Source organism: Haladaptatus pallidirubidus, assembly GCF_020700235.1.
In the GTDB taxonomy this organism is placed as follows: Archaea; Halobacteriota; Halobacteria; order Halobacteriales; family Haladaptataceae; genus Haladaptatus; species Haladaptatus pallidirubidus.
Map to the genome: position 1 here is coordinate 298,967 of NZ_CP085307.1, position 25,623 is coordinate 324,589.

Here is a 25,623-nt window from a genome sequence, read left to right on the forward strand (position 1 = left end):
CAATTTTCATCCTGAAACCACATCAAGATACTCTTTGAATCTAACTAAGCGTACACCTGGAATTATAATCCATGATTGACTTCTTCCGTTATGGATCACCGTTTTGGGCGATTTGCGATACATTGGTCTGGACGACTTCTAAATGAAAGCTAAATAAAATTGCAGGGATTATGACGACTAGCCCGACGATCGAAATGATACCAATTAGGAGGAGAACACCCGAAGTTAGCATGATCATCATAGAAAGTAGTGGATTGTGGATTACCCAGCCGTAGCTATCTTTTACTGCTTCTACGAACGTGCACCCATCGGAAAGGCGGACAAATGTTGTAAGTGATATGAGCAAGAGAAATGCGAACAGATACACACCACCAATAGCGAAGACGATATAAAAAGTGGAATTTGTTACAATATATTGGTGAAAGTAAATAGCTGTGATTATGCCGACGATGATGGGAACAAAGCCTAAAAGAGTCGCATTGAGGCCATGACGACGCAGTGTTCGACGAATCATCCTCGTCTCAATCCGGTCGCCATTTCGGATCGAATGTATTGCCGAGTACGCGCCAAGTGTGGCCGGACCAGATGTTACAAGGGGAAGCGAGCCAACAAACCAGCAAATGCTTATTATCACGAGAGATATGCTATGTTGGAAGATAAAAGTCCCAGTCCGCTGAAACGAGCGGCGAAAATGATCCATACTCGTGGTTGTGGTGGTCATCCGGTTGTCCCTTGGAACTTCACCGCTTCGATGATGCGATCCTGTAATAGTAAGAACAATATAAACAACGGTAGCGCGGCGATGACCCCGGAAGCCATGATAAGGCCCGGCTGGAACGTGAAAGTATCTCGGAGCACAACCAATCCGAGCGGGAGAGTGAACGAACTCTGACTCTGGAGCACCACCACGGGCCAAACGAATTGATTCCAGTTGAAGACGAATACGAAGATGGCCAGGGCAGAAAGGATCGGTTTCGAAATCGGGAGGATAATACGGGTATAGATTTGGAAGCTCGAGAACCCGTCTAGTCGAGCGGCCTCGTCGTACTCGTCGGGGATGTCACGGAAAAACTGATAAAGTAAGAAGACTCCAAGCGGATTCGCCACTGCAGGAAGGATTACGCCGAGTAAGTCACTAACGAGACCCAGATCAGCCACGATGATAAACAGCGGCACCAGATTCACGTAGAAAGGGACAAGGAAACTGGCAACGATGATGCTCAACAATACCGATTGGCCAGGCCAATCCAACCGCGTGAGCGAGAAGGCGATCATCGAATCGACGATCAGGACGAGTACTGTCGCAACCGTTGCGACGACAAAGGTGTTGATCACCCACGGGATAATCATTGAACTAGAGATTAATTCCGAGTAGTTCGCGAAAGTGATCTCGGGCGGAATGAAATGAGGTGTCGAACTGATCGCGATGCTCTCGGGCTGGAGGGATAGCGAAATCATATAGAGGTACGGCAACACGAACAGAAGTGCAACGCCGTACAACCCAACATGGATTGCTATCGTACGCAGCATATTGTCATTACTGATACCACTGATTCGACTGACGGTGGAATTACTCATGCTGAATCACTCCCGATGTACCGATAGTTGATGTACGAAACGCCGACGAGAATAGCGAATAGCAGATAGCCGATTGCTGCGGCGTAGCCGAACCGCTGTTGGCTAAATGCCGCATTATAAAGATAGAAGACGAGCGTCATAGTGGCGTTGTTGGGCCCACCGTTCGTCATCACGTACGGCTGACCGAACACCTGAAACTGCTGTATAAACTGAATGATGACGACGAACGCGATCGCGTTGCGCATCTGTGGAAGCGTGATGTCTCGAAACGCTCGCCACGTACCTGCTCCATCAAGCTTGGCTGCTTCGTACAGTCGTTGTGGAACGTTTTGGCGTGCAGCGAGTAAGATGACAAAATTGAAGCCGAGAAGCCACCAGTCGGTGACCAGGGCGAGCACTGGCATCGCCAACGTTGGAGAACCGAGCCAATCAGGTGGACTATCCATTATGAACCCGAGATAATAATTGAGAGGGCCGAATCCGGTCATCAAGAACAGCGACCAGACGATTCCAACAATTGAGACGGTCAGGATATACGGACTAAAGTATATCGTCTGTAGGTGCCGCCAACCGAACACCTTCTTGTTGACTCCGAGGGCAAGCGCTAAACTCAAAATTACCATCGTCGGTACAGTGAGGACGACGAAATACACGGTGTTCCATAACGCATTCCAAAACGCTGGATCCTGGAACATTGAGACGTAGTTCTGTATGCCGATGAACTGTGACTGTGAGGGAAAGAGTGGATCCCACTCGAAGAGGCTCATATAGAGTCCTTGTAACAATGGATACAGGAGGAATAAACAGAAAAAAGCGAGATACGGGAGAGAAAACAGAATACCATCAATCGTCTCTCGCTGTCGAAGAATCTTTCTTATACGGTGCTGTCTGTCCCAACCGAATCGATCTTTAATTGACATCGTTGATTAACTTCTGAATGCTGTTTACTCCTCGCTGTATTCCCTTTTGAGGAGGTACGTTGTGCGCGTAGATATCAGGGAAAAAGCTCCACGTTGAATCGTTGTTGACATTGAATGGGGTTCGTGGTAGGTAGGCAAACTGATCGTCGTTCGCCATCTCAGAGAACTTGGCCAGTGATTTAGGCCACAGTGGTGAATTGCGTAAAGCCTGAGAATTCAACGCGTCGGTTGCCGCTGGTAAATGTCCCGCTCGAGTTCCCCAAACAGGGTTCTTCTGCGTAATCCATTCGGCGACGTTGACCGCGGCCTGTGTTTTTTGCTCGTTCCGATTTGGATTTCGGGGTAACACGATAGTGTGGCTTCCTGATTCGGTATACCCTTGCTTTTTTCCTGGTGCGACGAACGGCTTGAACATGCTCCATTCGAAACCCTCGAGTGACTCCAGGACAGCCGCGTACCAAGTGCCGTTTATCGTCATTGCTAATTTGTTATCCTGGAACGCAATATCTGCTCTATTCTCCGACGCGTTTGGGATATCCCAACCGTACTTTCCGGTTATGTCGCTAAATAATTCCGCTACTCTCATACCGGCCTTATCATCGAACGTGGCTTTCGTTAAAGAATCGTTGAACAGTTCTCCACCGCGCTGATGGGTGAAAGCGATAAACGTTCTAAGCATCCCAATGGGATCGAGATACGGAGTTGGAGCGAACGCGTGAGCATTAGTTTTGTTCACGATCATATTACAGGCTTTTTTAAACTCCCGGAAATTTGTGGGAGGAGACTGTGGATCAAGACCGGCCTTTTCGAAAATCTTCGGGTTATAGTACACTCCGATCGGATGAGCATCCAGCGGGAGCGCTAACTGGTCATCGCCGAAACGCATGCGATTCCATAACGTAGAAACATATTTTTTCTCGGTGGATTCGCTTAGATACTTATTGAATGGGACAAGCATTCGCTGAAATCGTCCCATTAGGGCCTGATGCATGATTGCAATATCCGGACCCTTGTCCGCAACCAGAGCGGTGTACAACTTCGTATAGTATCTATTCCAAGGGATTCGTTGTCGTTCGATCCAGACATCCCCCAGCGGTTGTTGTTCATTGAATCGATCTACGATCGATGCCATCGTCGCTCCGTCGCCACCGCCGAAAAGCGTCCAGAATTGAATCGTTGTTTTGGCGCTTTTCTTTGCCTGGCCGACGATTCCGTTGTATGAATTACAACCGGCCAATCCCGCGGTACCAACTACACCGGCACCACCGAGAAACTGTCTTCTTGACAGGGTATTATTTCCTACACCGGTAGTTACCATGTTAACAAACAGCGAGACACACTGTGTTAAATGTTTTGGTAAGAAATATATTATAAAATTATTCTATAAAGAAGTATGATGTTGTTATCTGGAATACAATTCTATGTAGAGTCTACAGACGTAGGAGACTGCACGGGACGGTGATCCTTACGGGAACTCACTTTGTCTGTGTCGTTGCGTCGGAAGTGACGATGCTGGTGGAATCAGTCAACAAGATGTTCTCCCCCGTCGAATGGTCAAAAATATGTGCGTCGGATTCCTCGAACGAGACGTGGATATTGTCACCTTCCGAGCAGTCGATCTGACCCAAGACACGCATCTTGAACTCAGTATCGCCACTTCGTAGGTACAAATAATTGTCATCCCCGATTGGTTCCCGCACTTCGAGCACTGCTTTGATCCCGTTGGAAGTACTTTCATCCGCGAACGACATATGTTCAGGCCGAATTCCAAGAATTAGTTTGTCGTTCGTACTCTGTTTCCGAATGCGACCAGCAAAAGATTCCGATAGTGAATACGCAATGTCGGAACCAGTAAGTGTCGAATCCAGCAACTGCACATCGAAGAAATTCATCGAAGGACTTCCAATGAATTCGGCAACGAACGTATTTTTCGGTTCGGAAAACACCTCTCTCGGCGTGCCAACTTGCTGGAGTTCTCCGTGGTTTAAAATTACAACTTGATCGCTCATCGTCATTGCTTCCTCCTGATCGTGTGTCACGTAAACCGTGGTCGTATTGAGTTCTTCTTGGATTCGTTGGAGTTCGGTACGCATGTGAGCTCGGAGTTTCGCATCGAGATTTGAGAGCGGTTCGTCCATTAGAAAGACGGATGGATCACGGACGATTGCGCGACCAGTTGCGACGCGCTGTTGCTGGCCGCCGGAGAGTTCGCTAGGCCTTTTGTCCAATTGTTCTTCGATCCCCATCATTTCTGCAGCTTCCCTCACTCCTTTCTCGATCTGTTCGTTTGACCGATCCGAATTGAGTTTTAATCCATAGGACATATTCTGTTCGACGGTCATATGGGGATAGAGTGCGTAATTTTGGAACACCATGGCTATGTCACGATCCTGAGGTTGAACATCGTTGATTCGCTGGTTGCCGATGTAAATCGCACCCTCAGTAATATCTTCGAGCCCGGCTATCATTCGGAGGATCGTTGATTTTCCCGATCCAGATGGTCCTACGATAGTAACGAATTCGCCATCATCGATATCCAAATTGAAATCGTCCACCGCGACGATATTCCCGCTATATCGTTTTCTAACGTCTTCCAAACGTATCCTGCTCATAGTTAACAAGATTATCGTTTCTGATGTTTATATCTTTCCTAAGAAGATATATAATTTACCAATAAAAATTGATTAGTTTGAATATTGGCAATGAAGACGAGAGACGATGCAAACTCGACGGTTAGAATTCCGTCGTCGATCGAACTTTCGAATTTTTCAGCTTCAAATTCGTTGGAATGGTCGGCATCGACTTCCGTATCAACGTCTGAATTCGAAAACAGCACCTTCGCATCAACATTCTTCGAATCCGGCGATCTCCTTTCGAGGGTAATAATGGATGCTATCCTCGCTAGAGGCGTTCAACGATGTTCCGTACGAGTTCGCCGCGCTCTCCATCGAGATCGAGTAGGTCAACCAGATGGAGATAGAGTTCGACTACTTCGCCGACCGCGAGCTCGGCAACGCCAATGTCTTCGCCGACGGCGAGCACGGGCTGGTTGACATGCGGACCATCTGAGCCATCCACGAGGCGGCCGAGACCGGCCGGCCGGTCGAGGTATCGGAATAGCCCGATCTGGCGGTTGCTGTCGGATTCGCCTCGACTCGGCGGTCGAGCGGTCGGAGTGACATGGGCGACGGTGGCGAGAATCAGGAAATATCGGCAGCGGAAACGCGGTGTCGCGGAAAACAACGGTACGGGGGGACAGACGCTGTCAGAAGCTACGTGCCTGCCTTACCGCATATCGACCTCCCGCTTCTCCCAGTCCTTCTCGAAGAGGTTGATGGTGTGAACCCGGTCCTCGGTGTACTCGTGCTCGGCGACGATGTCCTCGTCGAGTTCGATACCGAAGCCGGGCCCCTCCGGAATCTCGAGGAAGCCGTCCTCGACCCGGATCGGCTCGATCAAGAGGTCGTCGACCCACTCGACGTCGTAAGTCTGGAACACCTCCTGAATCATGAAGTTCGGGACGGTCGAGCAGAGGTGGGCGTAGATGGCCGACGCGACCGGACCCTGCGGGTTGTGGGGCGCGAAGCTCACGTGGTCGGCCTCCGCGAGGGCGGCAATCTTCTTGCCCTCGGTGAGGCCGCCGGTGTTCATCAGGTCGGGCTGAATGATGTCGACCTCCGTGCGGGTGACAAGTTCGAAGAACTCGTGTTTCGTCATGTGGCGCTCGCCCGTTGCGACCGGAATCGGGGACTTGTCGGCCACCTCCCGAAGGCTATTGATGGAATCTGGCGGGCACGGCTCCTCCAACCAGGTAGGGTCGAACTCGTCGAGTTTCCGTGCAACATTGACGGCCTGCCCGGCAGTGAAGCGGCCGTGGCACTCGATAAGTAGGTCGATGTCGGGGCCGACCGCCTCGCGAACCGCCCGGACGATGTCGACGGCGTGGTTGAGATCCTTCTTCGGCATCCGCTCCCACGCGGTGCCGAAGGGGTCGAACTTCATCGCGTCGTAGCCGTCGTCGACAACACCTTCGGCCGCGCGTGCGAACCCTTCGGGCTCGCCATCCGTGTCGGTGTACCAACCGTTTGCGTACGCACGCAGCCGGTCACCGTGGATCTTCCCGCCGAGGAGTTCGTAGACCGGTTTGTCGAGGAGTTTGCCCTTAATGTCCCAGCACGCCATGTCGACAGCTGAGCAGACCGTAGTGTTGATGACGTTTTTCGAGAACCACTCGTCGCGATACATCTCCAACCAGATTTGCTCGGTGTCAAAGGGATCCTTGCCGATGAAGTAATCTGACATTTCCTCAATCGCTTGCACGACAGTTCGAGGCTTGTCATGGATCGTCGCTTCGGCAAGTCCGGTGACACCGGCGTCCGTCTTGAGCCGAACGAACACCCACGGTTTCCACGGATTTGCGACAATATACGTTTCTACGTCAGTGATACTCACATCGGACATCGTTTGTATTCGGCAAGCCACCTAATATTAAGTTTGTCGATAGAGAGAGAGAGAGTAACTCTCTATCGAACGGAGTCCGATATAATCGGATGATTAATGAGGGATGAACTTAGGTCTATCACACATGCACACCGACCACGACCTACCGATCAAATCAACCGCCCTCAGCTTCGATATCCTCGAGACAGTCCACGACCTCGATGGAGCGACGCTCCCTGAGATCGCCGACTACTTCTCGAAGCCCAAGAGCACGGTTCACGACCACCTGAAAACGCTTGTTAACATAGGGTATCTCGTGCAGGACGGCCGGACGTACCGAGTCAGCATAAAGTTCCTCAACCTCGGTGGTAGGGCACGAATCAAGTCGCCACTCTTCCAAGTCGCCGAGCGCGAGATCCAGCAGTTGGCCGACGACATGGGCGAACACGCCAATCTCATGGTCGAGGAGAACGGTCTCGGCATCTTCCTATACAAGGTGAAGGGCTCGCAGTCGGTGAATCTCGACACGTACGAAGGGATGGAAGTGTACCTCCACACGACGGCCATGGGGAAGGCTATTCTCGCCGAATTCTCCGAGGAGCGACGTGATCAAATTATTGACCAGTACGGACTGCCAGCGGTGACCGAGAACACGATTACGGACCGCGACCAGCTTGACGAGGAACTCCGGATGATCCGCGACCGGGGATACGCCGTCGACAACGAGGAACGCGTGGAGGGCGTCCGGTGCGTCGCCGCCCCCATCATGTCTGGCAGTGACGTTGTCGGTGCGGTAAGTATCTCTGCACCTCGAAGTCGGATGAGCGGAAAGAAGTTCGAGGACGACATCCCCACTGAGGTACTCAGCACAGTGAATGTCATCGAAGTCAACATACAACATCGGTGATCCGATGTTGTCGGACACCGAGTTCGGTAGTGATCCATTCGAGCCAATGAACAATCCCGCTCGGTGGACTTCTATTACAAATCTATGATTGTAATAGGAGATGGCTTCTTGCCGAAGACGGTCGACAACGGAAAGGAGGCGAGGAATAGACTGTTCACGGCCAGAACGGAGGAGAAGCATATTTTCTCCATTGATATAACAGTAGATTAGTAGCAGGATGACCGCGGACGACGATATCCGATAATACCGAATAGGCTGTTTTGGAACCGGAACGCTGGACGCAGCAGAAGATATTAATACGATCTTCGTTAGGTTATTCATATGCGATACTATCGCATAGAACAGAATAATTCCGTCTCCCTCATCGTGGAGACAAACGAATCGACGACGTATAACCTAACCGCGACCGAGCAGGGGCCCACGTCTTTCATGGAACTAGCTTCGGCCGCCGCGTTGACCAATGGTACCGTCGACGACGTCTCGCGGTCGCTGCTCGACAACGCGCCGACGATCGAACTCACGACTGTCCGGGAGCACCTCGTCCGACCATTCGACCCGGACGAGGTATGGGGCGCGGGCGTGACCTACGCCATTAGTCAGGAGTCACGCGAGGGAGAAGGAGGGCTGGCCGAATCGTACGTCAACGCCTATGAGGGCGAGCGACCAGAGGTGTACTTCAAGGCTACGCCGAGCCGAACGGTCGGTCCGCGCGAGGCGGTAGGCATCCGGGGCGATTCGGAGTGGGACGTTCCCGAACCGGAACTTACTATCGTGCTCTACGATGGGAAGATCGTCGGCTACACCGTCGGCAACGACATGTGTAGTCGAGATATCGAGCGCGAGAACCTCCTCTACCTCTCGCAGAGCAAGATCTACTCCAAGAGCTGCGCCATCGGGCCGTGCATCTCGACCGACGAGACGGTCGGCGACCCGCTCGACGTGGAGATGCAGATGCAGATTGACCGCGACGGCGATATCGTCTTCGAGGATTCGACCTCAACCAGTGAAATGGTTCGGACGTGCGAGGAGCTCGTCGACTACTTCGCACGGTACAACGAGGTACCGAAGTCAACGGCGCTGCTCACCGGAACCTCCATTATCCCGCCGGATGACGTTACCTTGCGAGCGGGCGACACAGTGCGAATCGACATCGAGAAAATTGGAACGCTTGAGAACACCGTCGAACAGCTCTGAGCGGATGGGAAATCGCGTTGGCAGACGGAGTAGTGACCTCTGACTCCGAAGGTACCGTACGTTCACCGAGACCACACCTTTTCGCAAGTTCGTAGAATTTCCCGTTGGTCTCGTACCGAGATACGGCGACAAGCAATTATTCCGCTAGATGCCTTGCTAATTTAGTCCTAGGATAGATTAGAGATTTTATTCCAGCCACTGTCGATTGCTTTGGATGGCTCCGCGTATATTCCAATATTTGGACCAATTATTATAATATGATGACGGCATCTCGGATACGGTCGCGACCTTCGGGATCCGTCCCAAAGACATGACGCTCGTGGCGCTACAGGAGGGCGACTTCACAGCCAAAGTCACTGTCTTCGAGTAGGTCGGCTCGTTTAAATTGTTCACCTCGATTTCGGCGAGGGCGAGGACGAATTACTCGCACAGGTGCCGGGGTCGCAACACTTCGACCACGGCCAAACAGTCGGCGTCTCTATTGACCCGGATAGGGCCAATCTGTTCGACGAGACCGGGGACGCCGTGTACAACCCACTGCTCCACACCGAGCAACAAGTCATACAGATCGGATAGCTCCCTTTACCGTTAAGAGGGGAGCGTCCGATATTACTATTCGCACTGGACGTGAATCATATCTGGCAGACCACGGGAATGGAACGGTCGACCGAACCGACGACAACCCATCAATGAGATACTATGAGTGGATACAAGCCGACGACAGACAAGATAGCGCTTTCAGACGTCGAAATTGACGATCAGTTCTGGTCACCTCGGGTAACTCAGAACCGGGAGGTGACTATTGAGTACCAGTACAAACAGCTTGAGGAGTCAGGAACGCTGGAGAACTTCCAACGGGCCCGCGACGGGAAGAACGGCGGCTTCCAAGGGATGTGGTTCCAGGACAGCGACGCATACAAGTGGCTCGAAGCGGCGAGCTACGAGCTCACGAAGGCCAACGACACCGATCTCCGAGAGCGGGTCGACGAAGTGATTGACCTCGTCGCCGCTGCACAGGAGGATTCCGGCTACCTCAACACGTATTTCAAACTCGTCGAGCCGGAGATGACGTGGACGAACCTCAACATCATGCACGAGCTGTACTGCGGCGGCCACCTGATCGAGGCGGCCGTCGCTCACTACGAGGCCACCGGCGAGGAGTCACTGCTCGATGTGGCCGTCGACTTCGCCGACCACGTAGACGACGTCTTCGACGACCAGATAGACGGCATTCCGGGACACGAGGAGATTGAGCTCGCGCTCGTCAAACTGTACCGGATCACGGGCGAGGAACGCTATCTCGACCTCGCGCAGTACTTTGTTAACCTTCGGGGCCACGACGACCGATTCAAATGGGAACTCGAACACTCGGACGAGATCGGCGGCCACTCGTGGGACGACGGCGCACTCATCCCTGCCGAGGGTGGGGGTAGACTCTTTCTCGACGAAGATGGTGAGTACGTCGGCACATACGCGCAGGCCCACGCTTCCATCCGGGAGCAGGAGAAAGTCGAGGGCCACTCGGTGCGAGCGATGTACCTCTTCGCGGGGGCTACTGACCTCGTCGCAGAGACCGGTGACGAGGAGCTGTTCGACGCAATGGAGCGCCTCTGGGAAAACATGACTACGAAGCGGATGTACGTGACTGGAGGCATCGGCCCTGAGCGCGAACACGAGGGCTTCACGGAGGACTACGACCTCCGAAATGAGGATGCTTACGCCGAGACGTGTGCTGCCATCGGGAGCATCTTTTGGAATCAGCGAATGCTCGAACTCACGGGCGGGGCAAAGTACGCAAATCTGATCGAGCGTACGATGTACAACGGATTCCTTGCCGGAATCTCGCTCGACGGTACACGGTTCTTCTACGAGAACCCGCTGGAGAGCTCCGGTGATCACCATCGGAAAGGGTGGTTCACGTGCGCCTGCTGTCCGCCAAATGCCGCGCGCCTGTTCGCGTCGCTCGGGAAGTACGTATACTCGAACATCGACGGAGTGCTCACCGTCAACCAGTACGTCGGCAGTACCGTGACGACCACGATCGATGGGTTCGACGTCGAACTCACCCAGTCGAGTTCGCTGCCCTGGTCCGGAGAGGTCACGCTCACTGTCGACGCCGACGGGCCGGTTCCGATCCGACTTCGGATCCCAGAGTGGGCGACCGACGTCTCCATCTCAGTTGACGGGGAAGACGTTGAGCAGAACGACGACTACGTCGAACTCGACGGCGAGTGGAGCGACGATACGATCGACGTCCACTTCGAACTGGACACTAAACTGATTCGTGCCCACCCCGCAGTAAAGAGCGATGCGGGCCGCGTCGTCGTCGAACGGGGGCCGCTCGTCTACTGTGCTGAGGCAGTCGACAACGACCGACCGATTCATCAATACACACTCTCTTTGGAAGCCGTAATCGACGAAGAGCACCGTGACGATCTGCTCGATGGAGTGACCGTCCTCCAAGCGGACGCCGAGGTGCCGTCGCTCGACGGGTGGAACGGGTCGCTATACCGCCCGGACGAGGAGACGGACATCCAGTCCGTACAGCTCACGATGGTGCCCTACTACGCGTGGGACAACCGGGAACCCAGCGAGATGCATGTGTGGACTCGCGTTAAGTAGCAGCCCGACGACGTCGGCGCAGCGCTGATGTGATTTACCAATTTAGGCAAACCAGTTAATTTATATTCTGTCCACATAATATCGACTATTGTATGACAGACGCTCGCATTACCGTCCACACAGAGGCGGGTATCGACCGTATCGAACCCGAGCTACACGGCCACTTCTCGGAGCACCTCGGGCGATGTATATACGACGGCATCTGGCACAGCCAAGAGAGTGACGACGAGTGGTTCCGTGAGGATGTCGTCTCGCTGCTCGACGACCTCAATATGCCCGTCCTGCGCTGGCCCGGCGGCTGTTTCGCCGACGACTACCACTGGGAGGACGGCGTCGGTCCGCGCGAAGAGCGCCCGCGTCGGCGGAACCTCTTCTGGTCACAGGATCGCTCTGAGACCCCCGAGGAACCGAACACCTTCGGCACTCACGAATTCCTGGACCTGTGCGAACGTATCGGTACGGAACCCTACCTGGCCACCAACGTCGGCTCCGGTGACCCACAGGAAGCGGCCAACTGGGTCGAGTATACCTGCTACGACGGCGACACCGAGCTCGCCGACCGTCGTCGCGAGAACGGTCGCGAGGAGCCATACGAGGTCCGGTACTGGGGACTGGGCAACGAGAACTGGGGCTGTGGTGGCCAGATGACGCCCGAACAGTACGCCCGGGAGTACCGCCGGTTCGCGACCTACGTCGGGTCGATGGACAATCTGATGCTTGATCACGACCTCGAGCTGATTGCCTGTGGCTTCCAGAACCACACCTGGAACCGGCGCTTCATGGAGGAAATCGGGAACACGAACTGGGGCGTCGAGTTTCCCCTTGATCACCTCACGCTCCACCACTATTACGGACGTACGATGTCCGTCGCAGAGGCCGACGAGGAGAAGTACGACAAGTTCCTTATCGAGGCGCTGGAGATGGACGAACACATCGAGCGCATTGCTGCGGCGATCGACGCTGTGGCGACCACCCGCGACATCGGCGTCATCATCGACGAGTGGGGGGCCTGGCACACTGAGGCCGTCGCCGAGAGCGGTCTCGAACAGCCCGGCACTGTCATTGACGCGCTCTCTGCCGCGGCCGTCCTCGATGTCTTCAACCACCACAGCGACGTCTTGACGATGTCTAACATTGCTCAGACTGTCAACGTACTCCAGTGCCTGGTCGAGACAGAGGGCGATGAGGCATGGGCGCGACCAACCTACCGCGTCTTCGATCTTTATGCGCCGCACAAGGGCAACGAGGCAGTTCAGACGTCGATCGACACGCCCACGCGCGACGTCGACGACAACGAACTGTCGTTAGTTCGCGCCTCCGCCTCCGTCGATGACAAGGGCGAGACCTACATCACAGTGACCAACTTGGACTGCCGCGGAACCCACACCGTCGAAATCGACATCGAGGGAGCGGCGTCGGCGTCCTCGGACGTCGACGCCGCGGTTCTGTTCGAGGAACAGGACCCCGACCTCAAAGTCGACGCGAACAACGCCGACGCGTTCGTTGCGGAGGATCTCGACGTTACGGTCGAGAGCGATACCCTGACCGTGGAATTGGAACCCTCTACGGTAGCTGGCATCTCCGTCCAGTAAACGAACCCTCCCTTCTCGACTCCGTTTCGAACAGCTCGCCTCTCACCGGCGTGCTCACGATCCCTCGAGCGCCACTGCCCGGCCGCCAGGGAAACGCGTAATCTGTCAGTCACCGAGCGCTACTTCCTGAGGATATCAGGGAGCACTATCTCGCCGTTGACGCCGACGGTGTCTGCCGTCAGCGTCGGGAATCCGCCGGTCACGATCGTACTTGCGTATTCCCTCTTCTTCCCGTGGTCTTCGCTCGCGTAGAATTCGAGCGACGTCTCAGATAGATCGTTCGGAATCGAATTCACACCCGCGAGTACCGTTCCGGCGTCCCTGGGACCGATGTCGGGCGGCAGTTGGAAGAGGTCAGGCTGGTATCGGAGCCCCCACTCACTCTGCGTATCGCGGAGCTCCGAGAACATCGACCACGTCTGACCCCCGTTCACGCTACGGTAGATCGGGAAATACGGCTTGTCGTCGTACTCTGGCGGCCGTCCCCAACTCTCACAGTGTTCGAATGTCGCCAGCAACGTGTCGCGTCCTAAGTCATCGTAGTCCAACCGCGTCACGCGGAGATACATTGTCCCGGTACGGGTTAGCGCCCACTCTGCTGGCCTGAAGAGGGGATCGCCACGATGCGCCCGTTCTCTGTTTGATTTCGATGTGCGATCAGTGGAATCGGCGGCAGCGTGGCCCGGTTATGCCGATGCCAGGGTCACTCCGCCCACGATACCGACTGATTTCGATAGGAAGCTTTGCCTGTCTACTGTCTGGTGTTTCCTCTCATCATGTGGTGTCATGTGTATCACCGTTTTGCTGCCTCCGTACTCGATTATCTGAGCCACAACTGACCGTCCCTCGAGCGGGAGTACTATGGAGTTATTACTCCACGACGGTCGCTGAGTTGTCGACCGGGGCGTACCCCAGTTGGCGCTGTGTTTCGGTTATCGAGAGGTATCGCTCCTGGTTGGCAGATACCAGGTTCACCGAGACGGGGTTCCGATCTAGCGGCGTCTCGACCGCCTTTCGTATGCCATCCCTACAGTCGTCCGGACTCAACCACATCGCGCGAGCGTATCGTGCAGCTGCTGAGTCGTCGGCTTGGCGCTCAAGTAATTCTTCCTCCGTCAGAAGCCACCCGATCCGGAGGTTAACGATCTCGAGTCCATGTCGCATCGCGTAGTAATTCCCCAGCGCCTCGCCAGTGACCTTGCTGACGGCGTAGTACGAATCCGGGCGGTGTGGCGCGTCGGGTCTGACAGCAGTCGCGTTTTCGCGGAGCGTCTCCGGTCGGCTACGCTGATCAATGTTGTACATCTGATGAATATGGTTCGTGCTTGCGAAGACGACTCGGTCGACGTCGTTCGCTAACGCCGCCTGGTATACATTGTACGTCCCGCCGATGTTCGCGGACAGCACGCTTTCCCACTCGGCCTCCGGCGAGGGGTTTCCGGCGAGGTGGACAACTATATCCTGATCCTCAAAAGCCGTCGTGAGTGCCGCCGGATCTTCCACATCAAGCACGATACTGTCCAGATTGTCGTGCTCGCGATGGGTGACGGGAGTCACATCGTGATCCTGTAGTCCACTGTGAGCAATTGAACCGACGCTTCCTGCCGCACCGGTGATGGCAATTCGAACCATATGCTCACGTCACATTGGGGGGAAATATAAAACTAGGAGGAGCCGGCGAGTACTTTACCTGAAGATAATTTGACTTGCTGCTAACCAGAGGGGGGAACAAGAAGTAGTGTTTTAAGGAGTTCAAATGCTGAATTGTCAACTATCTAATTACTTGACTCGCCAAGCGGCATTCCAAAGAGACTCCACTTTACCTTCGTCATCAGACCAGCTTGCACACGTCGCCTCTCACGTTCCTCACGACGCCGTGCTAACGATTGTTCCTCCTTAGCCCATTTTACTAACTCTTGATTCTCCTCCCGCTGAGAGAGGATTGTGCGCTTCTCATTCTCTAGCCGCTCGACTGTTGTCTCTAACTTGTCAATCTCATCTTCGTAACGTGAGTGAAGTTTCTTTAGATCATCCTCATGACTGGATTCTATATCATCTAATTCGGTTTGTAAGTCGTCTACCTCACGTTCCAACTCGGCTATATTCGACTTGTATTCAGAAAGTAATTCATCTATATTCGCCCCATGTTCGTCACGTAGCGCATCATACTCGAAACCCAATGCAAGTACATCACGGATAACATCGGACTTGCTCACACCACGTTCCGTGGCATGTTCTTCGAATGCTTCAACCATCTCTTCTGGCACTCGGGTTGTAATTTGCTCCATTCTGTAGTGCATTCACAGAGCACTACAATCAAATTTGTGCTGTAAGGTGTTAGCCAGGATAAAATAAAAATGGAATGAATGTCGACACGAAGATATACCTATCGACACAAACTCAGAAGAATAGGAACTGGCGGCAAGTCCTTCAACACGATCTGATCAGATAGTACAGTTCCACAATGTGATTCAGTCAGACGTGCGTCAGCCACGGATACAAAGTTTATACGGTAGTTCTTCTCCAGTCCATGTGCGATCCCAGTTGTAATCGCACGCTCGGAGTTGGGGGGGACGTTTGTCCCCTGGTGCAAATGGTTAGTCTAGTATCCTAACCCCGTCGCACACCCCCTACCCAATTTTTCCCTTTCCCCTTGAGTCTGTTTGATGAATGATTAGGTCGATAAGATGTTGTCTGATTCATTTATATTCTGTATAAACATGACGAAGGCGTGTGGATGAATTTGTGAGTTCACTGGACACGGGGTGTGTTCACTTCGTCTCTATTAAGCGGAAGTGGATATACTCCCGGTACCCCCACTCAAAACCATGCGCGAACGCTAACCACTTCATTCCACCATCGACACACGTAGTGACTCATCATTGAGGGTGAAATGCACAACTCGCACGAAGCCGATTCAGACAAGCGTTATGGAAACAGGTGACTGTCTCATCATTGGCTTCGTAACGTAGTGCAAGAGCACCCGAGCAAGGGTTGTTTTCCCTGAATAACCCAAGACGATGTGATCCACGTCGAATTTGTTCCTTGCTTCGCTAATCGCTCGTGTTGGTGACCTGCGTGTGAACTCGGCTCGTACGTTGAGTCCGTATTCAGTTACTAGTTGCTGATACTCCTCAAGAGCTTGTTTTGCCTCTTGCTCTCGGTTGTCCCTGAATTCGTCATCCCAAACTGCTGACTCGGTAACGGATTTTATGACATACGGCTTGAGGACATAGAGAATGATGATTTCAGCGTCGTCAAAATCAGTTGCAGCAACAGCAAGTGCCTGCTGAGATTGTTCTGAATCGTCTACAGGGACTAGAATGGTTCGTTGCACATTCTGCGTCCGGTTCACTACTGTTGGCATTTCTTTGCTCACAGAAAATAGTCCGAGCCACTCAATATTGGATGGTCGTTCGGTGATCACCGAACCAATTTGCTCGATAACGGTGAGTAGACATTCATCTGTGCTTCAAACTTCGTGATCAATCACAACACCGGAATTTCGAACCTTCAAGGGTTATACGCCAATTTCGTTGAGGTTGCGTTCTCTAATACTCTAACGCTATGTAGACGCCCAAATCGCGAAGTTGATCGGTTGCACGCAATTGATTTGTTCGGTGTGGACCAACATCATCTCATGCGTGAATTCGTCTTTACGATCGAATACGAACGGGGAGCGGATCCAGTCATGGATGTCTTCATCAAACATCCGAACACGAGAGCTCAGACGATCGCATGTCATGTGTCTGAATACGGATTATGGCGCCTGGATCAAATCACCGGCTCTGAGACAGCACTCACACAATTGGACGACATCTTCACCGATCCAGTTCATTGCAACGAGTGCATTGGCCAACGGCACTGCCATACAAACTGGGACTACGAAATTCTTATGAAAAGTCCCACATGCCGACTGGTGTATACTCATCGTCCAACTGCAAGTGATTGCTGGTCGATTCCGCACCTCGCAAATTGCTATCTCGGTGATGGTCTCATCTGTGATGCAGAACGGCGAAAGAATCGCTATGAATGGCGATTACTCTTGTGTGGTGACGCTTCCGCGAGTGAACTCTATGAGGCGCTTCAAGATGAACTTCGTGATGGGCTGCGGCTTGGATTCCAGCAGGTTGGTGAGCCGTCCTATTGGATTGACGAAGCAATTACTATTGCTGATCTACCACATGAGCAGCGGGCTGCTGTCGAAGCTGCTGTCGAACATGGATATTATCAGACACCACGCGATATTTCGCTCACTGATCTCGCTACGAAAATGGATCTTCCGTTGTCGACGCTTCAATATCGGCTCCAGCAGGCCGAAGCGTGGATTATTCAGTGTTTCGTGACTCAACCAACAACGAGTGGGCGGTAGCGCTGTGATGATATAGCTGATTTCAATAGGAAGCGATAGCGTCTTCATTGGCTCTTTTTTACTCTCTAAGCGGAGGTACAACCACCCCGGGACCCTCGAATCAATCTGTGCGCAGTCTGTGCTACAAACTCCTCACCGCTAAAGAACTAAGCGCCCTGACCAAGTACTGATGAGAGATGGATATTGATCGTATTGCGGATCTCTTTTTAGGAGCGCTGATGATCTTACTTGGTCTAATACCGGCTGGATTCTTCCTCTTCGGATGGATTCCGACCAATCAGTTTGCCAGTGATGTTGGGACTGTGACTCACTACTCCCTGCTGAATCACGTTCTCGTTCAACTCGTAGTGAGTCTTTGTGGGCTCGTTCTTGCAGCTGCTGGCGTCTTGACGATCAAATACGGCCGTTCGGACATAGGGTCCGACACTGCAGATCTCTATTAGCGACGATACAATGAACACAGAGGCTCTCTACTCTGCAGATGTGGATTCTGCGCTCTAACCTCATGAGTGGTAGCTCCCTCTGGCACTCTTGAGCCGATTACTGTGCAGTTCGTGGTATATATTGACCGTGCAAACTGGCGGTGATTTCAGTGGTCGAATTTTGCTGCTCCGAATAATCAGAGGAAAGCAGCCTGATTTCTAGGATTTTGCTCTGTTTCAAGATGCGTGATTGATTTGATAACCGAAGTAGAACGTGCGACAGCGGTAAGGTCGATTTCTCAAAATTGGTGTTTTTCGATGGTTGACTTCCTGTGGGCAGTATAAGCGGAAGTGCAACCACCCCGGGGGGTTTCAACTCACTCTCTGTGCGTCGGTTCCTCCGCCAGCCGCGCCGGTTGGCGGCAGCGCGGTCACGACCGCGCGGTCGAAGTCGTAACCAACAGAACACAGTAGGTACCCCACCAGTGGTGATTAATATCGTTGCGGTCGGCACAAAAGCAGGGCAGTGGCTACTGCACTTCGTCTTTGTTGACCAACAGTGTGTTTTCGATAAGGCTCCCTGTCGCGCGGCGGAGGCGCTCACCGACCGCTTGATGGGAGATGTCGAGCTGGGCACCAAGTTCGACCGCATCGGTCTCGCGTGGAATGGTGTAATATCCACGTTCGTAGGCTTCGACAAGCGTCTCGTGCTGGCTTTCAGTGAGTCCAAATCGGACATGCCGGGCGTTATCGACATCGTACAGCCGGTCGACGTCGAGATCGAGTCCATGCTTCCTCGCAAAGTCATGGATTGCCGAGACGTCGCTGCGCTCGGGAAATAGCACGCGCAGTGTCCACTCGTCGGTGGCAGCGATCGCCCGTTGGACAGTGGCCCCACACTCGATAACCATACGCCCGATAATCCGCGCTTCATCAGCCCACTCGAGCCGATAAAACCGTTCCTCGTCGGTCTCAGTGAGCAACTCGGCCTGCTTGACACTCGGGTCGGCGTCAAGTATCGCGGTTAGATCTTCCAGTCCCTCACCCGATACCCACACAAACGGCATGACACGCGTCGTGTCGTGGGCGACGACGCGGTCGATCTCGAATTCGAGGTGCGGGCGACGGCTGAGCGTTTCTCGAAGTGCGAACTGCTCGGCTGGGATGGAGAACTCCGCAATAGTTGTCATAGATGAATCATGGCACTTGCACTTGAAAGGGCTATCGGAAACAATGCAGGCATTCAGTAGACGCGGCTCAACAGTCGCTCTTCGATCTCTGTGCTCCGTCGAGACCATGTCAATTCGCCCACGAAATTCTCGTGGGGTGCTATGGCCAGTCGTCTAACAACTTCTTTTCATGGGCGACCATCAAACGAAGGAAGAGCACAAAGTCATCGAACAAGAGCATCCCAATGAGGGACGAAATGAAATAGAGTAGAAACCCTGTTCTTCTGAGTCTTCATTAAGCAATATCTTGGAGAAGGAGATGAACAAGTAGTGTGCGTCATGCGTTAGTTGACTAGCAGGTCTGGGGTAACGCCCAGAACGGTTATTCAGATGGCGTGTGTGCTGATAGCGGATGGGTACAAACAGTCACCAAGAGAGCGAGCTGTATCATCCAGACGACGATCGGGAGTTGAGTACCGCGATTGTAGAGACAGTCGCAGATTTGAAAGACATGGAGATAACCGAGACAGAGTTCCAACTCTATGACGATATCAACACAGATGCCCTTAATAATCTCTTTCGCAAAGACGCCACTGCCAACACGACTGTTGCATTCGATACCGATGACGTGATAGTCACACTCTGGGGCGATGGAACCGTGAAAATCAAAGTCGTCTCTCAAACTATAGATAGGTAGGTGGCGTCACTCCGTCTTTTTGCCGAAAATCCACCACTTGAGACATGTTGCTACCGATTATTCAATCTATACTCTACTATCTTTATGTAAATACAATCATTTATTGGTGGTTAATGAGCTTGCATATTCAGCCCATAGATAGAGAAGTTCCTTATCTATATGTTAACAAGAGTCTAATGTGAACAGGGCAGAAACAACCACCTGATGCCAGTGCCGCGCTGAAACCAATCCAGACGGAGAAACCACACCGAAATCTATGGGAGCAAAGAGATCCGCTAACAGTCAGCTCGTAGAACGATGCGATAGCTGTGCTGCGATGACGCCACACGAAGTGACGATCAAGCTCATCACTGAGAGCGAGGAGAGCCAAAATGCAGTTTATTCACATGAACCCTATCGGATTACAGAGTGCCAGAGTTGTGCGGCCACAAGTAAACAGCGGATGAATGACATGTAACATAGGTGTTGACCCATGGCAAAGACCACTACACAAAGAGGGATGGAGTCACGAATCGTTGATAACCGGTGTCAGAACTGCGAGAGCTTCATCACGCGAGATTTCGCACGCGTCTTCGGCGATAATCAAAACACTGTTCAAGGCTGTCTGAACTGCATGAGCGGAACTGACGTCAAAGCTGGCCATGCCAGCTACCCACAACGTGAGTAGACGATAATCACCGCTCTACTCTTTCATATAACTTATTACCAACACTTTTGACCAGTACGATTCCCTGAAGGTAGATAAATTAGCTGATGGATCTCGACGAAGCTGTTTGAGAGTGCTCAATGCCAGAATAGGGATTAGACTGGCAAGAGAAGAGATATTTATGCCACCTCTTTTGGAACAGCAGCAACTCCCAGCTGGCTGGACACAAACGCCGATACGTGGGGGGTGAAATGGGTGTCCGCAATGACACTCTCGATCTGACACTCGAAGCAGAGCAGATTTTTTCTCCCGACCACTGTGCTCGCTCCGAAAAGGAGAGAAATCAATGGGAACTCAAACTTATCGATACCGCAGCAAATCGATTCACCACCTGTTATCTGCTTGGGACAGTCTCCGCGAAACACCACGCAATTGAAGCGCTGCTCACCGCCATGGAGACAGTTAACCACTACAAATGGGAAGTAATACCGAGCCACCGCCGACGGATTGCTCTCTTCCGCGAACGAATCCGCGACGAATGTCCTCTTCACCCCTACAAATAGCTCTCCAATTCAAGCTTCACATCCCCTTCAACCAGTTCAGAAATCATAAGATGTGCGCCGTCACCGTGTGTATCCTCCTCCTGGGAGGCCTGGAGGTACTGGTCGGCGATGCACATCATCATGATGTCTACCTACTCAGATAATGAACGGATAGTGTCTATTATCGCGAGAGGTGTGGCAAGATTGCTCGACGGGTGAATTCACATCTGCATTTATTCTTGGTCGTGTTTGTATTTTTATTGCTTTATACCGACTAGGATGGCTCTCTCGGCGGTAATTCGGTTAGATACTCATTATGATTGAGTATTTAACGCGACGTTTCCAGAATGAGAACTAACGGGCTAAAAAAGCTCACTTCCTCTTGACTCACGGTGAAAAATTAGGAGTGATCTATTCAAGGCTGCCGGAGACGAACCTCGTTCTCGTCAACGCGATCGACATGATCTTGCTGAAGTTCGTGGGTATCATCAGAATCGTTCCACCCGAGCATGGATTTTACTTTGTCAGTCAGGCTCGCGTTCTCATCACGTTCAACATGAGCTCGTCCCTCTCGAACCTCTGAGACAGTCCCAAGTCGATCACCGTCACCGGTGACAACGTTCTTGCCGTGATCATCGGAAGTGAATTCTCGTGCCATCGCATCCATAAGATTCTGTCCTTTGGGAGTAGGTGTACCGGCTGCAACTGCAAGTCACTTATACCCCAGTATGTATAATTAATATACATATTTATAACATTAATCCGTATCTTGGATGAAGTTCTGAAGGAGACGATCACCGAACAAGAGTACAAGGAGTGCACCGAGCAAGTTGAAGAAGAGATCGACGATAGTATCGCGGGCACTGTAGGGGATAAGCACGGGTTCAAGATCGAGACGATCGGTGAGTCCGTGAATAGCGTACTCCATAACCTCCCAGAGAACGCCCCCACCGACAATGGCAGTAAGAACGCTTCGCTGAGGGTCCCGGCCACACCGTTGAGCAGCAACATGGACGGCCCCGCCGAGGAGACTTGCGGAGAGAGTATGCGTGATATGATCCCACCACCATGTATCGTCGTATGGCCCAAGCATTCCAACAGCGTGCATGAGCATTGCGATTCCCGTATATACTCGTTGCCACGGCTGGAATTTAATGTCATACTGGCGTTCGATAATATCTGGCAGGTAGGCGGCCGCAAACCCGATTACGGCGTTCACAATTGCACCCGGGTTCCATCGACGAACACCCGCAATGAACACAGCAATGATTGCACCTTTGATACTACGCTCGGCTTTTTGCCCCGTTGAGATCTGCATGAACTCTACCATGAATGTACACTGACACTGAGGAGTCCGCTGGGAAATAGGTTTATATGCCGGATCAGTGGTTTCGTGAGATGTAACCGTGAGGCAGTGAGACTTTGTCAGCGGGAGTGTCACACTCCCAACGAGCGTTCCTGTCTCACGCTTTTAGAAATCTGGTCTTGTTGAAACGCTCTTGTAAACTTGCGGTTTTATATAGTGAGCATTTGTTCCCAAACTCTCTATAGACGACCACAAGAGCCAATTTACGAATGTCTAAGTCCTTCACGCGGGGTCGGGTATGTCTGCGCCTGCTGTGTGCAAAATCTGGACGTATGAGTCGCCGCATTAATATGAATGACTTCGAACGAATATTTGGCGTATAAGCGGCAGTGAAATCGATTGGGTTGACACCCTCCGGGAAGCACAAATCCCGTCTCCGTTATCGAGAGACTGATTTTGTTGGGAGAACACTTGGTTGAAGAGAGTCAATCAAATCTATGCGACCAGTATAATGAGTTTAGATATAGTCACTACTAGGATGGCAACCAATATCTCCAATTATCTCAACAGTGATTGGGTCATCAATAGCTAGTCGTAACTTGTAATAAGAATTATCAATTTGATTACCAATATTTCAATATGGAAAAGAGTGAACGTAGTAGATGGTTCAAATTACTTTCTTGCCAGTGATTGTCGCGTTCCGTGTTTCAACAACCGTTCCATTGACTGTATTAACCGCGACAATTGTCACCGTACCAGTTGTCGGCAGCATGAGTGTGACTGACGTCTCGCCACTTTCAACAGGCGTCTTATAGACTGCTTTGCCTGTCGCATCGATCACGTTCAATTGGGTCACTCCTTCACTGGTCGTTGCCCCATCGGTGAGTGTGACTCGTGTATCGACTTTCCCTGCTGCAACTGAATCAGTTGTCGACGCACCTTTGAAAACGGATGAATCAGCAGTACCGAGAGTTACCGTTGGATCGAGTGTTAGACAGCCACTCGTCATCGAGACCATCACGACCAGTATCGCGACCATCACAACGCGAATCCGTTGATTCATTACTTTTATGACTTGGTGCGGCATGCTTAGTCCTCACGACTAGCCGGTCCGGCCGTGGCTATCCATTTTCCGTCTATCGATCAGCATTCTTAGGCCCGTTGAGTCTAACAGAGAGACGTAATGAGTCAAACGCAGGGAAAGCAATGGGAGTACATGACGCTGAGACCACCGCGTGGTGAAACCAAAAAAGAAGCTGATGACCCGCAAAAGGAATTGAATGCCTACGGCGAAGATGGGTGGGAACTGAGTGAGACGATAGAATACACGGGTGGCGGCACCAAGTATCTCGTCTTTAAACGCCCAGTTGCAGCTAATACCGGTACTGGTGAGGACGTAGAATCATGAGCGATGAGAGTTCTGACATTAGCACGGCCAATACAATGCGCGAGCGAGCAGGCGAGAGTCGGCTCAAAATCTGGCTCTTGCTCGCCGCGAACCGCCTTCACGTAACGGCCGTCTTGGCGTTTGCAGTCCTGATTGTCTTTGTCATTGCAGTGACCTTCCTGTCTCCACCCTTGCAGCAACAACTTCAATCCGGGGACATGATTGAGACGATGTTCTCGACGATGATTGGGGCCATAATCACTGGCGTGACGCTCGTCGTGACCATCGGTCAACTCGTCATCTCCCAGGAAAACGGTCCGCTCGGCGAGCAACGTGAACGCATGGAGAATTCGATGGACTTCCGTGACTATGCCGAGGAACTGATCGGTTCACCGAGTCCTGCAGATCCGTCAGCATTCCTCCGAGAGCTGATCAATGTGGCCGAGCATCGAGCCGTCGCCCTTCAAGAGGGTCTGTCCGAAAACGACAATGATCAACTTCAAGAGGAAGTTGACGAGTTCACCGACAGTTTCACTGGAAATTCGGAAGTTGTTCGCGATCAGCTTGATGGCGCCAAATTTGGGACATTCGACGTGCTCTTTGCCGCACTCAATTTCAATTACTCATGGAAAATTTTCCAAGTCGAACGACTCATGAATAACTATGAAGAGAGTCTCTCCGAGGAAGAGATCACGCTCTTAACTGATCTGAAAACGGCATTGAGCCTGTTCGGCCCTGCTCGTGAACATATCAAGACCCTCTATTTTGAGTGGGCACTTGTGAGTCTCTCACAAATGATTCTCTATGCAGCGATCCCAGCACTTGTCGTCGCCGGGATTATGCTCACGATTGTTAATGCGACTACGTTTTCAGGGAGTACGCTCGGCGTGACGAATATGGCGTGGACGATCGGTCTGGCGTTCACAATAACGTTAGTACCATTTTTCCTCTTTACATCGTATATCTTGCGAGTTGTCACAGTTGCGAAACGAACACTCGCCATTGAACCACTGATCTTGCGTGATTCACAGCGGTAAATAGATCTTAGCAAGCATCACACCGTGTAACTCTCTAGTTCTAAAATATAAACAATTGATTCGGCAGAGAATGGGTTATATGTTTCTGACTATTACTGAACGAGTAAGTATAGACCGCCTTCAAGAATGAAGCGGCCCGTCATCAGATATTATCACATGGAATGAGAAGTGAAAATTATCTATGGCCAACCGATTGAGTTCTCAGATCCCTGGTTGTTCTAGCAGGCACTCCACCAACACTCTTTACACTCTAATGATCGTTCCCCATCCATGAAACCCAATTAAGATCGAGACGTACCTGACATCACTGGTTGTCCACGCAGGGAATTATAAACGGAGTGATATATGAAGTCCCCGCCCGTGGGACATTATCATACCTCTGATTTATCTATATTAGGTGTGATCTTTGCAATTGAGTGATTGACTCACTTCGAAACGATCTTAGCCTTCGACCGCAAGTGGGAGATTACTAATATGAATAATAAGGCTCCAAAAGAAAACGAGGATGATGCGGAGGGTAATCGTCCTCAAATCGCCGTTGAGTCGTGCCCGATTTGCGGTACCGAAACGAAACACCGTATCTCTATTGAACTCATTACGGAAAGTGAGGACTCAAAAAATGATGAATTCTCCCGTGAACCATATCGGGTCACAGAATGCCAGCAATGTAGAGAAATCTCACAGCAACGAATGAACGATGTCTAAAGCAGGTCTGTTGGCTCGGAAGTAGTTACCGCACTAAATCGGTCTGGAAGAGTATAGTGTTTATATCAGGTGTTTCTATTGACAAGC

The 25,623-nt window shown here is 52.0% G+C and carries 29 protein-coding genes; 14 read left to right on the forward strand and 15 right to left on the reverse strand.

Going from position 1 to position 25,623, the window contains the following annotated elements:
* Positions 1-88: 88 nt before the first annotated feature.
* From LIX15_RS31090 to LIX15_RS31120, 7 genes are all read right to left on the reverse strand, one after another.
* Positions 89-721 (reverse strand): hypothetical protein, encoded by a 633-nt coding sequence (locus LIX15_RS31090; protein ID WP_227779266.1) that lies wholly within the window; start codon positions 719-721, stop codon positions 89-91.
* Positions 718-1,578 (reverse strand): carbohydrate ABC transporter permease, encoded by an 861-nt coding sequence (locus LIX15_RS31095; RefSeq protein ID WP_227779267.1) that lies wholly within the window; start codon positions 1,576-1,578, stop codon positions 718-720. The genes LIX15_RS31090 and LIX15_RS31095 overlap by 4 nt, the downstream gene beginning before the upstream one ends.
* The gene (locus LIX15_RS31100; RefSeq protein ID WP_227779268.1) at positions 1,575-2,498 is read right to left on the reverse strand and encodes a carbohydrate ABC transporter permease; all 924 of its coding nucleotides are present in this window, start codon (positions 2,496-2,498) and stop codon (positions 1,575-1,577) included. Before LIX15_RS31100 ends, LIX15_RS31095 begins: the two co-directional genes overlap by 4 nt.
* Entirely contained in the window at positions 2,488-3,816 is a 1,329-nt protein-coding gene (locus LIX15_RS31105) for an extracellular solute-binding protein (RefSeq protein WP_227779269.1), read from the reverse strand. Before LIX15_RS31105 ends, LIX15_RS31100 begins: the two co-directional genes overlap by 11 nt.
* Positions 3,817-3,973: 157 nt before the next feature.
* Entirely contained in the window at positions 3,974-5,110 is a 1,137-nt protein-coding gene (locus LIX15_RS31110; RefSeq protein WP_227779270.1) for an ABC transporter ATP-binding protein, read from the reverse strand.
* A gap of 289 nt (positions 5,111-5,399) precedes the next feature.
* The gene (locus tag LIX15_RS31115) at positions 5,400-5,741 is read right to left on the reverse strand and encodes a hypothetical protein (protein WP_227779271.1); all 342 of its coding nucleotides are present in this window, start codon (positions 5,739-5,741) and stop codon (positions 5,400-5,402) included.
* 42 nt (positions 5,742-5,783) lie between these two features.
* Entirely contained in the window at positions 5,784-6,959 is a 1,176-nt protein-coding gene (locus LIX15_RS31120) for a mandelate racemase/muconate lactonizing enzyme family protein (protein WP_227779272.1), read from the reverse strand.
* A gap of 124 nt (positions 6,960-7,083) precedes the next feature.
* On the opposite strand from LIX15_RS31120, the gene LIX15_RS31125 reads away from it, so the two are divergent.
* The 5 genes from LIX15_RS31125 (at position 7,084) to LIX15_RS31145 (ending at position 13,253) form a co-directional block, all read left to right on the forward strand.
* Complete coding sequence (locus LIX15_RS31125; RefSeq protein WP_227779273.1) at positions 7,084-7,845, forward strand: IclR family transcriptional regulator; 762 nt, start codon at positions 7,084-7,086, stop codon at positions 7,843-7,845.
* 321 nt (positions 7,846-8,166) lie between these two features.
* Positions 8,167-9,039, forward strand: coding sequence for a fumarylacetoacetate hydrolase family protein (locus LIX15_RS31130; protein ID WP_227779274.1), 873 nt, complete (start codon positions 8,167-8,169; stop codon positions 9,037-9,039).
* A 432-nt stretch (positions 9,040-9,471) separates the two neighbouring features.
* Complete coding sequence (locus tag LIX15_RS31135) at positions 9,472-9,615, forward strand: hypothetical protein (protein WP_227778646.1); 144 nt, start codon at positions 9,472-9,474, stop codon at positions 9,613-9,615.
* 123 nt (positions 9,616-9,738) lie between these two features.
* On the forward strand, positions 9,739-11,661 hold the full coding sequence (locus LIX15_RS31140; protein ID WP_227778647.1) for a glycoside hydrolase family 127 protein: 1,923 nt from the start codon (positions 9,739-9,741) through the stop codon (positions 11,659-11,661).
* A gap of 92 nt (positions 11,662-11,753) precedes the next feature.
* Positions 11,754-13,253 (forward strand): alpha-N-arabinofuranosidase, encoded by a 1,500-nt coding sequence (locus tag LIX15_RS31145; protein WP_227778649.1) that lies wholly within the window; start codon positions 11,754-11,756, stop codon positions 13,251-13,253.
* A 119-nt stretch (positions 13,254-13,372) separates the two neighbouring features.
* Here the strand turns inward: LIX15_RS31145 and LIX15_RS31150 are convergent, their stop codons facing one another.
* From LIX15_RS31150 to LIX15_RS31165, 4 genes are all read right to left on the reverse strand, one after another.
* Positions 13,373-13,810 (reverse strand): hypothetical protein, encoded by a 438-nt coding sequence (locus LIX15_RS31150; protein WP_227778651.1) that lies wholly within the window; start codon positions 13,808-13,810, stop codon positions 13,373-13,375.
* Between the two features lie 313 nt (positions 13,811-14,123).
* Positions 14,124-14,885 (reverse strand): NAD-dependent epimerase/dehydratase family protein, encoded by a 762-nt coding sequence (locus LIX15_RS31155; protein WP_227778653.1) that lies wholly within the window; start codon positions 14,883-14,885, stop codon positions 14,124-14,126.
* Positions 14,886-15,028: 143 nt separating this feature from the next.
* Positions 15,029-15,553 (reverse strand): ribbon-helix-helix protein, CopG family, encoded by a 525-nt coding sequence (locus tag LIX15_RS31160; RefSeq protein WP_368410724.1) that lies wholly within the window; start codon positions 15,551-15,553, stop codon positions 15,029-15,031.
* A 617-nt stretch (positions 15,554-16,170) separates the two neighbouring features.
* Positions 16,171-16,680 (reverse strand): universal stress protein, encoded by a 510-nt coding sequence (locus LIX15_RS31165; RefSeq protein WP_227778657.1) that lies wholly within the window; start codon positions 16,678-16,680, stop codon positions 16,171-16,173.
* A 213-nt stretch (positions 16,681-16,893) separates the two neighbouring features.
* Here LIX15_RS31165 and LIX15_RS31170 point away from each other — a divergent pair, with 213 nt between their 5' ends.
* Positions 16,894-17,625, forward strand: coding sequence for a helix-turn-helix domain-containing protein (locus tag LIX15_RS31170; RefSeq protein WP_227778659.1), 732 nt, complete (start codon positions 16,894-16,896; stop codon positions 17,623-17,625).
* Between the two features lie 176 nt (positions 17,626-17,801).
* Positions 17,802-18,068 carry a hypothetical protein gene (locus tag LIX15_RS31175; protein ID WP_227778660.1) on the forward strand — a complete coding sequence of 89 codons (267 nt, stop codon included), beginning with the start codon at positions 17,802-17,804 and terminating at the stop codon, positions 18,066-18,068.
* Between the two features lie 509 nt (positions 18,069-18,577).
* Here LIX15_RS31175 and LIX15_RS31180 read toward each other — a convergent pair.
* Positions 18,578-19,237 carry a bacterio-opsin activator domain-containing protein gene (locus LIX15_RS31180; RefSeq protein ID WP_227778662.1) on the reverse strand — a complete coding sequence of 220 codons (660 nt, stop codon included), beginning with the start codon at positions 19,235-19,237 and terminating at the stop codon, positions 18,578-18,580.
* A gap of 391 nt (positions 19,238-19,628) precedes the next feature.
* Here LIX15_RS31180 and LIX15_RS31185 point away from each other — a divergent pair, with 391 nt between their 5' ends.
* The 4 genes from LIX15_RS31185 to LIX15_RS31190 all read left to right on the forward strand — a co-directional run bounded on the left by LIX15_RS31185 (position 19,629) and on the right by LIX15_RS31190 (position 21,122).
* Complete coding sequence (locus LIX15_RS31185; RefSeq protein ID WP_227778664.1) at positions 19,629-19,913, forward strand: HalOD1 output domain-containing protein; 285 nt, start codon at positions 19,629-19,631, stop codon at positions 19,911-19,913.
* Between the two features lie 256 nt (positions 19,914-20,169).
* Positions 20,170-20,370, forward strand: coding sequence for a DUF7835 family putative zinc beta-ribbon protein (locus LIX15_RS33930; protein WP_438267241.1), 201 nt, complete (start codon positions 20,170-20,172; stop codon positions 20,368-20,370).
* Between the two features lie 42 nt (positions 20,371-20,412).
* Positions 20,413-20,580 carry a DUF7563 family protein gene (locus LIX15_RS33935; protein WP_425556842.1) on the forward strand — a complete coding sequence of 56 codons (168 nt, stop codon included), beginning with the start codon at positions 20,413-20,415 and terminating at the stop codon, positions 20,578-20,580.
* 230 nt (positions 20,581-20,810) lie between these two features.
* Positions 20,811-21,122, forward strand: coding sequence for a hypothetical protein (locus tag LIX15_RS31190; protein ID WP_227778666.1), 312 nt, complete (start codon positions 20,811-20,813; stop codon positions 21,120-21,122).
* Positions 21,123-21,516: 394 nt separating this feature from the next.
* Here the strand turns inward: LIX15_RS31190 and LIX15_RS31195 are convergent, their stop codons facing one another.
* From LIX15_RS31195 to LIX15_RS31205, 3 genes are all read right to left on the reverse strand, one after another.
* Positions 21,517-21,759, reverse strand: a complete 243-nt coding sequence (locus LIX15_RS31195) for a DUF8593 domain-containing protein (RefSeq protein WP_227778667.1) — start codon at positions 21,757-21,759, stop codon at positions 21,517-21,519.
* Positions 21,760-21,858: 99 nt separating this feature from the next.
* A complete protein-coding gene (locus LIX15_RS31200; protein ID WP_227778669.1) occupies positions 21,859-22,419 on the reverse strand; it encodes a DUF2238 domain-containing protein in 561 nt (186 codons plus the stop codon).
* Positions 22,420-23,074: 655 nt separating this feature from the next.
* The gene (locus LIX15_RS31205) at positions 23,075-23,494 is read right to left on the reverse strand and encodes a hypothetical protein (protein ID WP_227778670.1); all 420 of its coding nucleotides are present in this window, start codon (positions 23,492-23,494) and stop codon (positions 23,075-23,077) included.
* 96 nt (positions 23,495-23,590) lie between these two features.
* On the opposite strand from LIX15_RS31205, the gene sp36 reads away from it, so the two are divergent.
* From sp36 to LIX15_RS31220, 3 genes are all read left to right on the forward strand, one after another.
* Positions 23,591-23,815 (forward strand): Sp36 family protein, encoded by a 225-nt coding sequence (gene sp36 / locus LIX15_RS31210; RefSeq protein ID WP_227778672.1) that lies wholly within the window; start codon positions 23,591-23,593, stop codon positions 23,813-23,815.
* Positions 23,812-24,831, forward strand: a complete 1,020-nt coding sequence (locus LIX15_RS31215) for a DUF7972 family membrane protein (RefSeq protein ID WP_227778674.1) — start codon at positions 23,812-23,814, stop codon at positions 24,829-24,831. The genes sp36 and LIX15_RS31215 overlap by 4 nt, the downstream gene beginning before the upstream one ends.
* A gap of 474 nt (positions 24,832-25,305) precedes the next feature.
* Positions 25,306-25,536 (forward strand): DUF7835 family putative zinc beta-ribbon protein, encoded by a 231-nt coding sequence (locus LIX15_RS31220; RefSeq protein WP_227778675.1) that lies wholly within the window; start codon positions 25,306-25,308, stop codon positions 25,534-25,536.
* The last annotated feature ends 87 nt before the right edge of the window (positions 25,537-25,623 follow it).

What these genes read in the sequence shown, in the direction of transcription:
- LIX15_RS31090 (WP_227779266.1), bottom strand. Translation starts at nt 721, where the DNA reads ATGACCACCACAACCACGAGTATGGATCATTTTCGCCGCTCGTTTCAG.
- LIX15_RS31095 (WP_227779267.1), bottom strand. Translation starts at nt 1,578, where the DNA reads ATGAGTAATTCCACCGTCAGTCGAATCAGTGGTATCAGTAATGACAAT.
- LIX15_RS31100 (WP_227779268.1), bottom strand. Translation starts at nt 2,498, where the DNA reads ATGTCAATTAAAGATCGATTCGGTTGGGACAGACAGCACCGTATAAGA.
- LIX15_RS31105 (WP_227779269.1), bottom strand. Translation starts at nt 3,816, where the DNA reads ATGGTAACTACCGGTGTAGGAAATAATACCCTGTCAAGAAGACAGTTT.
- LIX15_RS31110 (WP_227779270.1), bottom strand. Translation starts at nt 5,110, where the DNA reads ATGAGCAGGATACGTTTGGAAGACGTTAGAAAACGATATAGCGGGAAT.
- LIX15_RS31120 (WP_227779272.1), bottom strand. Translation starts at nt 6,959, where the DNA reads ATGTCCGATGTGAGTATCACTGACGTAGAAACGTATATTGTCGCAAAT.
- LIX15_RS31125 (WP_227779273.1), top strand. Translation starts at nt 7,084, where the DNA reads ATGCACACCGACCACGACCTACCGATCAAATCAACCGCCCTCAGCTTC.
- LIX15_RS31130 (WP_227779274.1), top strand. Translation starts at nt 8,167, where the DNA reads ATGCGATACTATCGCATAGAACAGAATAATTCCGTCTCCCTCATCGTG.
- LIX15_RS31140 (WP_227778647.1), top strand. Translation starts at nt 9,739, where the DNA reads ATGAGTGGATACAAGCCGACGACAGACAAGATAGCGCTTTCAGACGTC.
- LIX15_RS31145 (WP_227778649.1), top strand. Translation starts at nt 11,754, where the DNA reads ATGACAGACGCTCGCATTACCGTCCACACAGAGGCGGGTATCGACCGT.
- LIX15_RS31155 (WP_227778653.1), bottom strand. Translation starts at nt 14,885, where the DNA reads ATGGTTCGAATTGCCATCACCGGTGCGGCAGGAAGCGTCGGTTCAATT.
- LIX15_RS31160 (WP_368410724.1), bottom strand. Translation starts at nt 15,553, where the DNA reads ATGCACTACAGAATGGAGCAAATTACAACCCGAGTGCCAGAAGAGATG.
- LIX15_RS31170 (WP_227778659.1), top strand. Translation starts at nt 16,894, where the DNA reads ATGCGTGAATTCGTCTTTACGATCGAATACGAACGGGGAGCGGATCCA.
- LIX15_RS31175 (WP_227778660.1), top strand. Translation starts at nt 17,802, where the DNA reads ATGGATATTGATCGTATTGCGGATCTCTTTTTAGGAGCGCTGATGATC.
- LIX15_RS31180 (WP_227778662.1), bottom strand. Translation starts at nt 19,237, where the DNA reads ATGACAACTATTGCGGAGTTCTCCATCCCAGCCGAGCAGTTCGCACTT.
- LIX15_RS31185 (WP_227778664.1), top strand. Translation starts at nt 19,629, where the DNA reads ATGGGTACAAACAGTCACCAAGAGAGCGAGCTGTATCATCCAGACGAC.
- LIX15_RS33930 (WP_438267241.1), top strand. Translation starts at nt 20,170, where the DNA reads ATGGGAGCAAAGAGATCCGCTAACAGTCAGCTCGTAGAACGATGCGAT.
- LIX15_RS33935 (WP_425556842.1), top strand. Translation starts at nt 20,413, where the DNA reads ATGGAGTCACGAATCGTTGATAACCGGTGTCAGAACTGCGAGAGCTTC.
- LIX15_RS31190 (WP_227778666.1), top strand. Translation starts at nt 20,811, where the DNA reads ATGGGTGTCCGCAATGACACTCTCGATCTGACACTCGAAGCAGAGCAG.
- LIX15_RS31195 (WP_227778667.1), bottom strand. Translation starts at nt 21,759, where the DNA reads ATGGCACGAGAATTCACTTCCGATGATCACGGCAAGAACGTTGTCACC.
- LIX15_RS31200 (WP_227778669.1), bottom strand. Translation starts at nt 22,419, where the DNA reads ATGCAGATCTCAACGGGGCAAAAAGCCGAGCGTAGTATCAAAGGTGCA.
- LIX15_RS31205 (WP_227778670.1), bottom strand. Translation starts at nt 23,494, where the DNA reads ATGCCGCACCAAGTCATAAAAGTAATGAATCAACGGATTCGCGTTGTG.
- sp36 (WP_227778672.1), top strand. Translation starts at nt 23,591, where the DNA reads ATGAGTCAAACGCAGGGAAAGCAATGGGAGTACATGACGCTGAGACCA.
- LIX15_RS31215 (WP_227778674.1), top strand. Translation starts at nt 23,812, where the DNA reads ATGAGCGATGAGAGTTCTGACATTAGCACGGCCAATACAATGCGCGAG.
- LIX15_RS31220 (WP_227778675.1), top strand. Translation starts at nt 25,306, where the DNA reads ATGAATAATAAGGCTCCAAAAGAAAACGAGGATGATGCGGAGGGTAAT.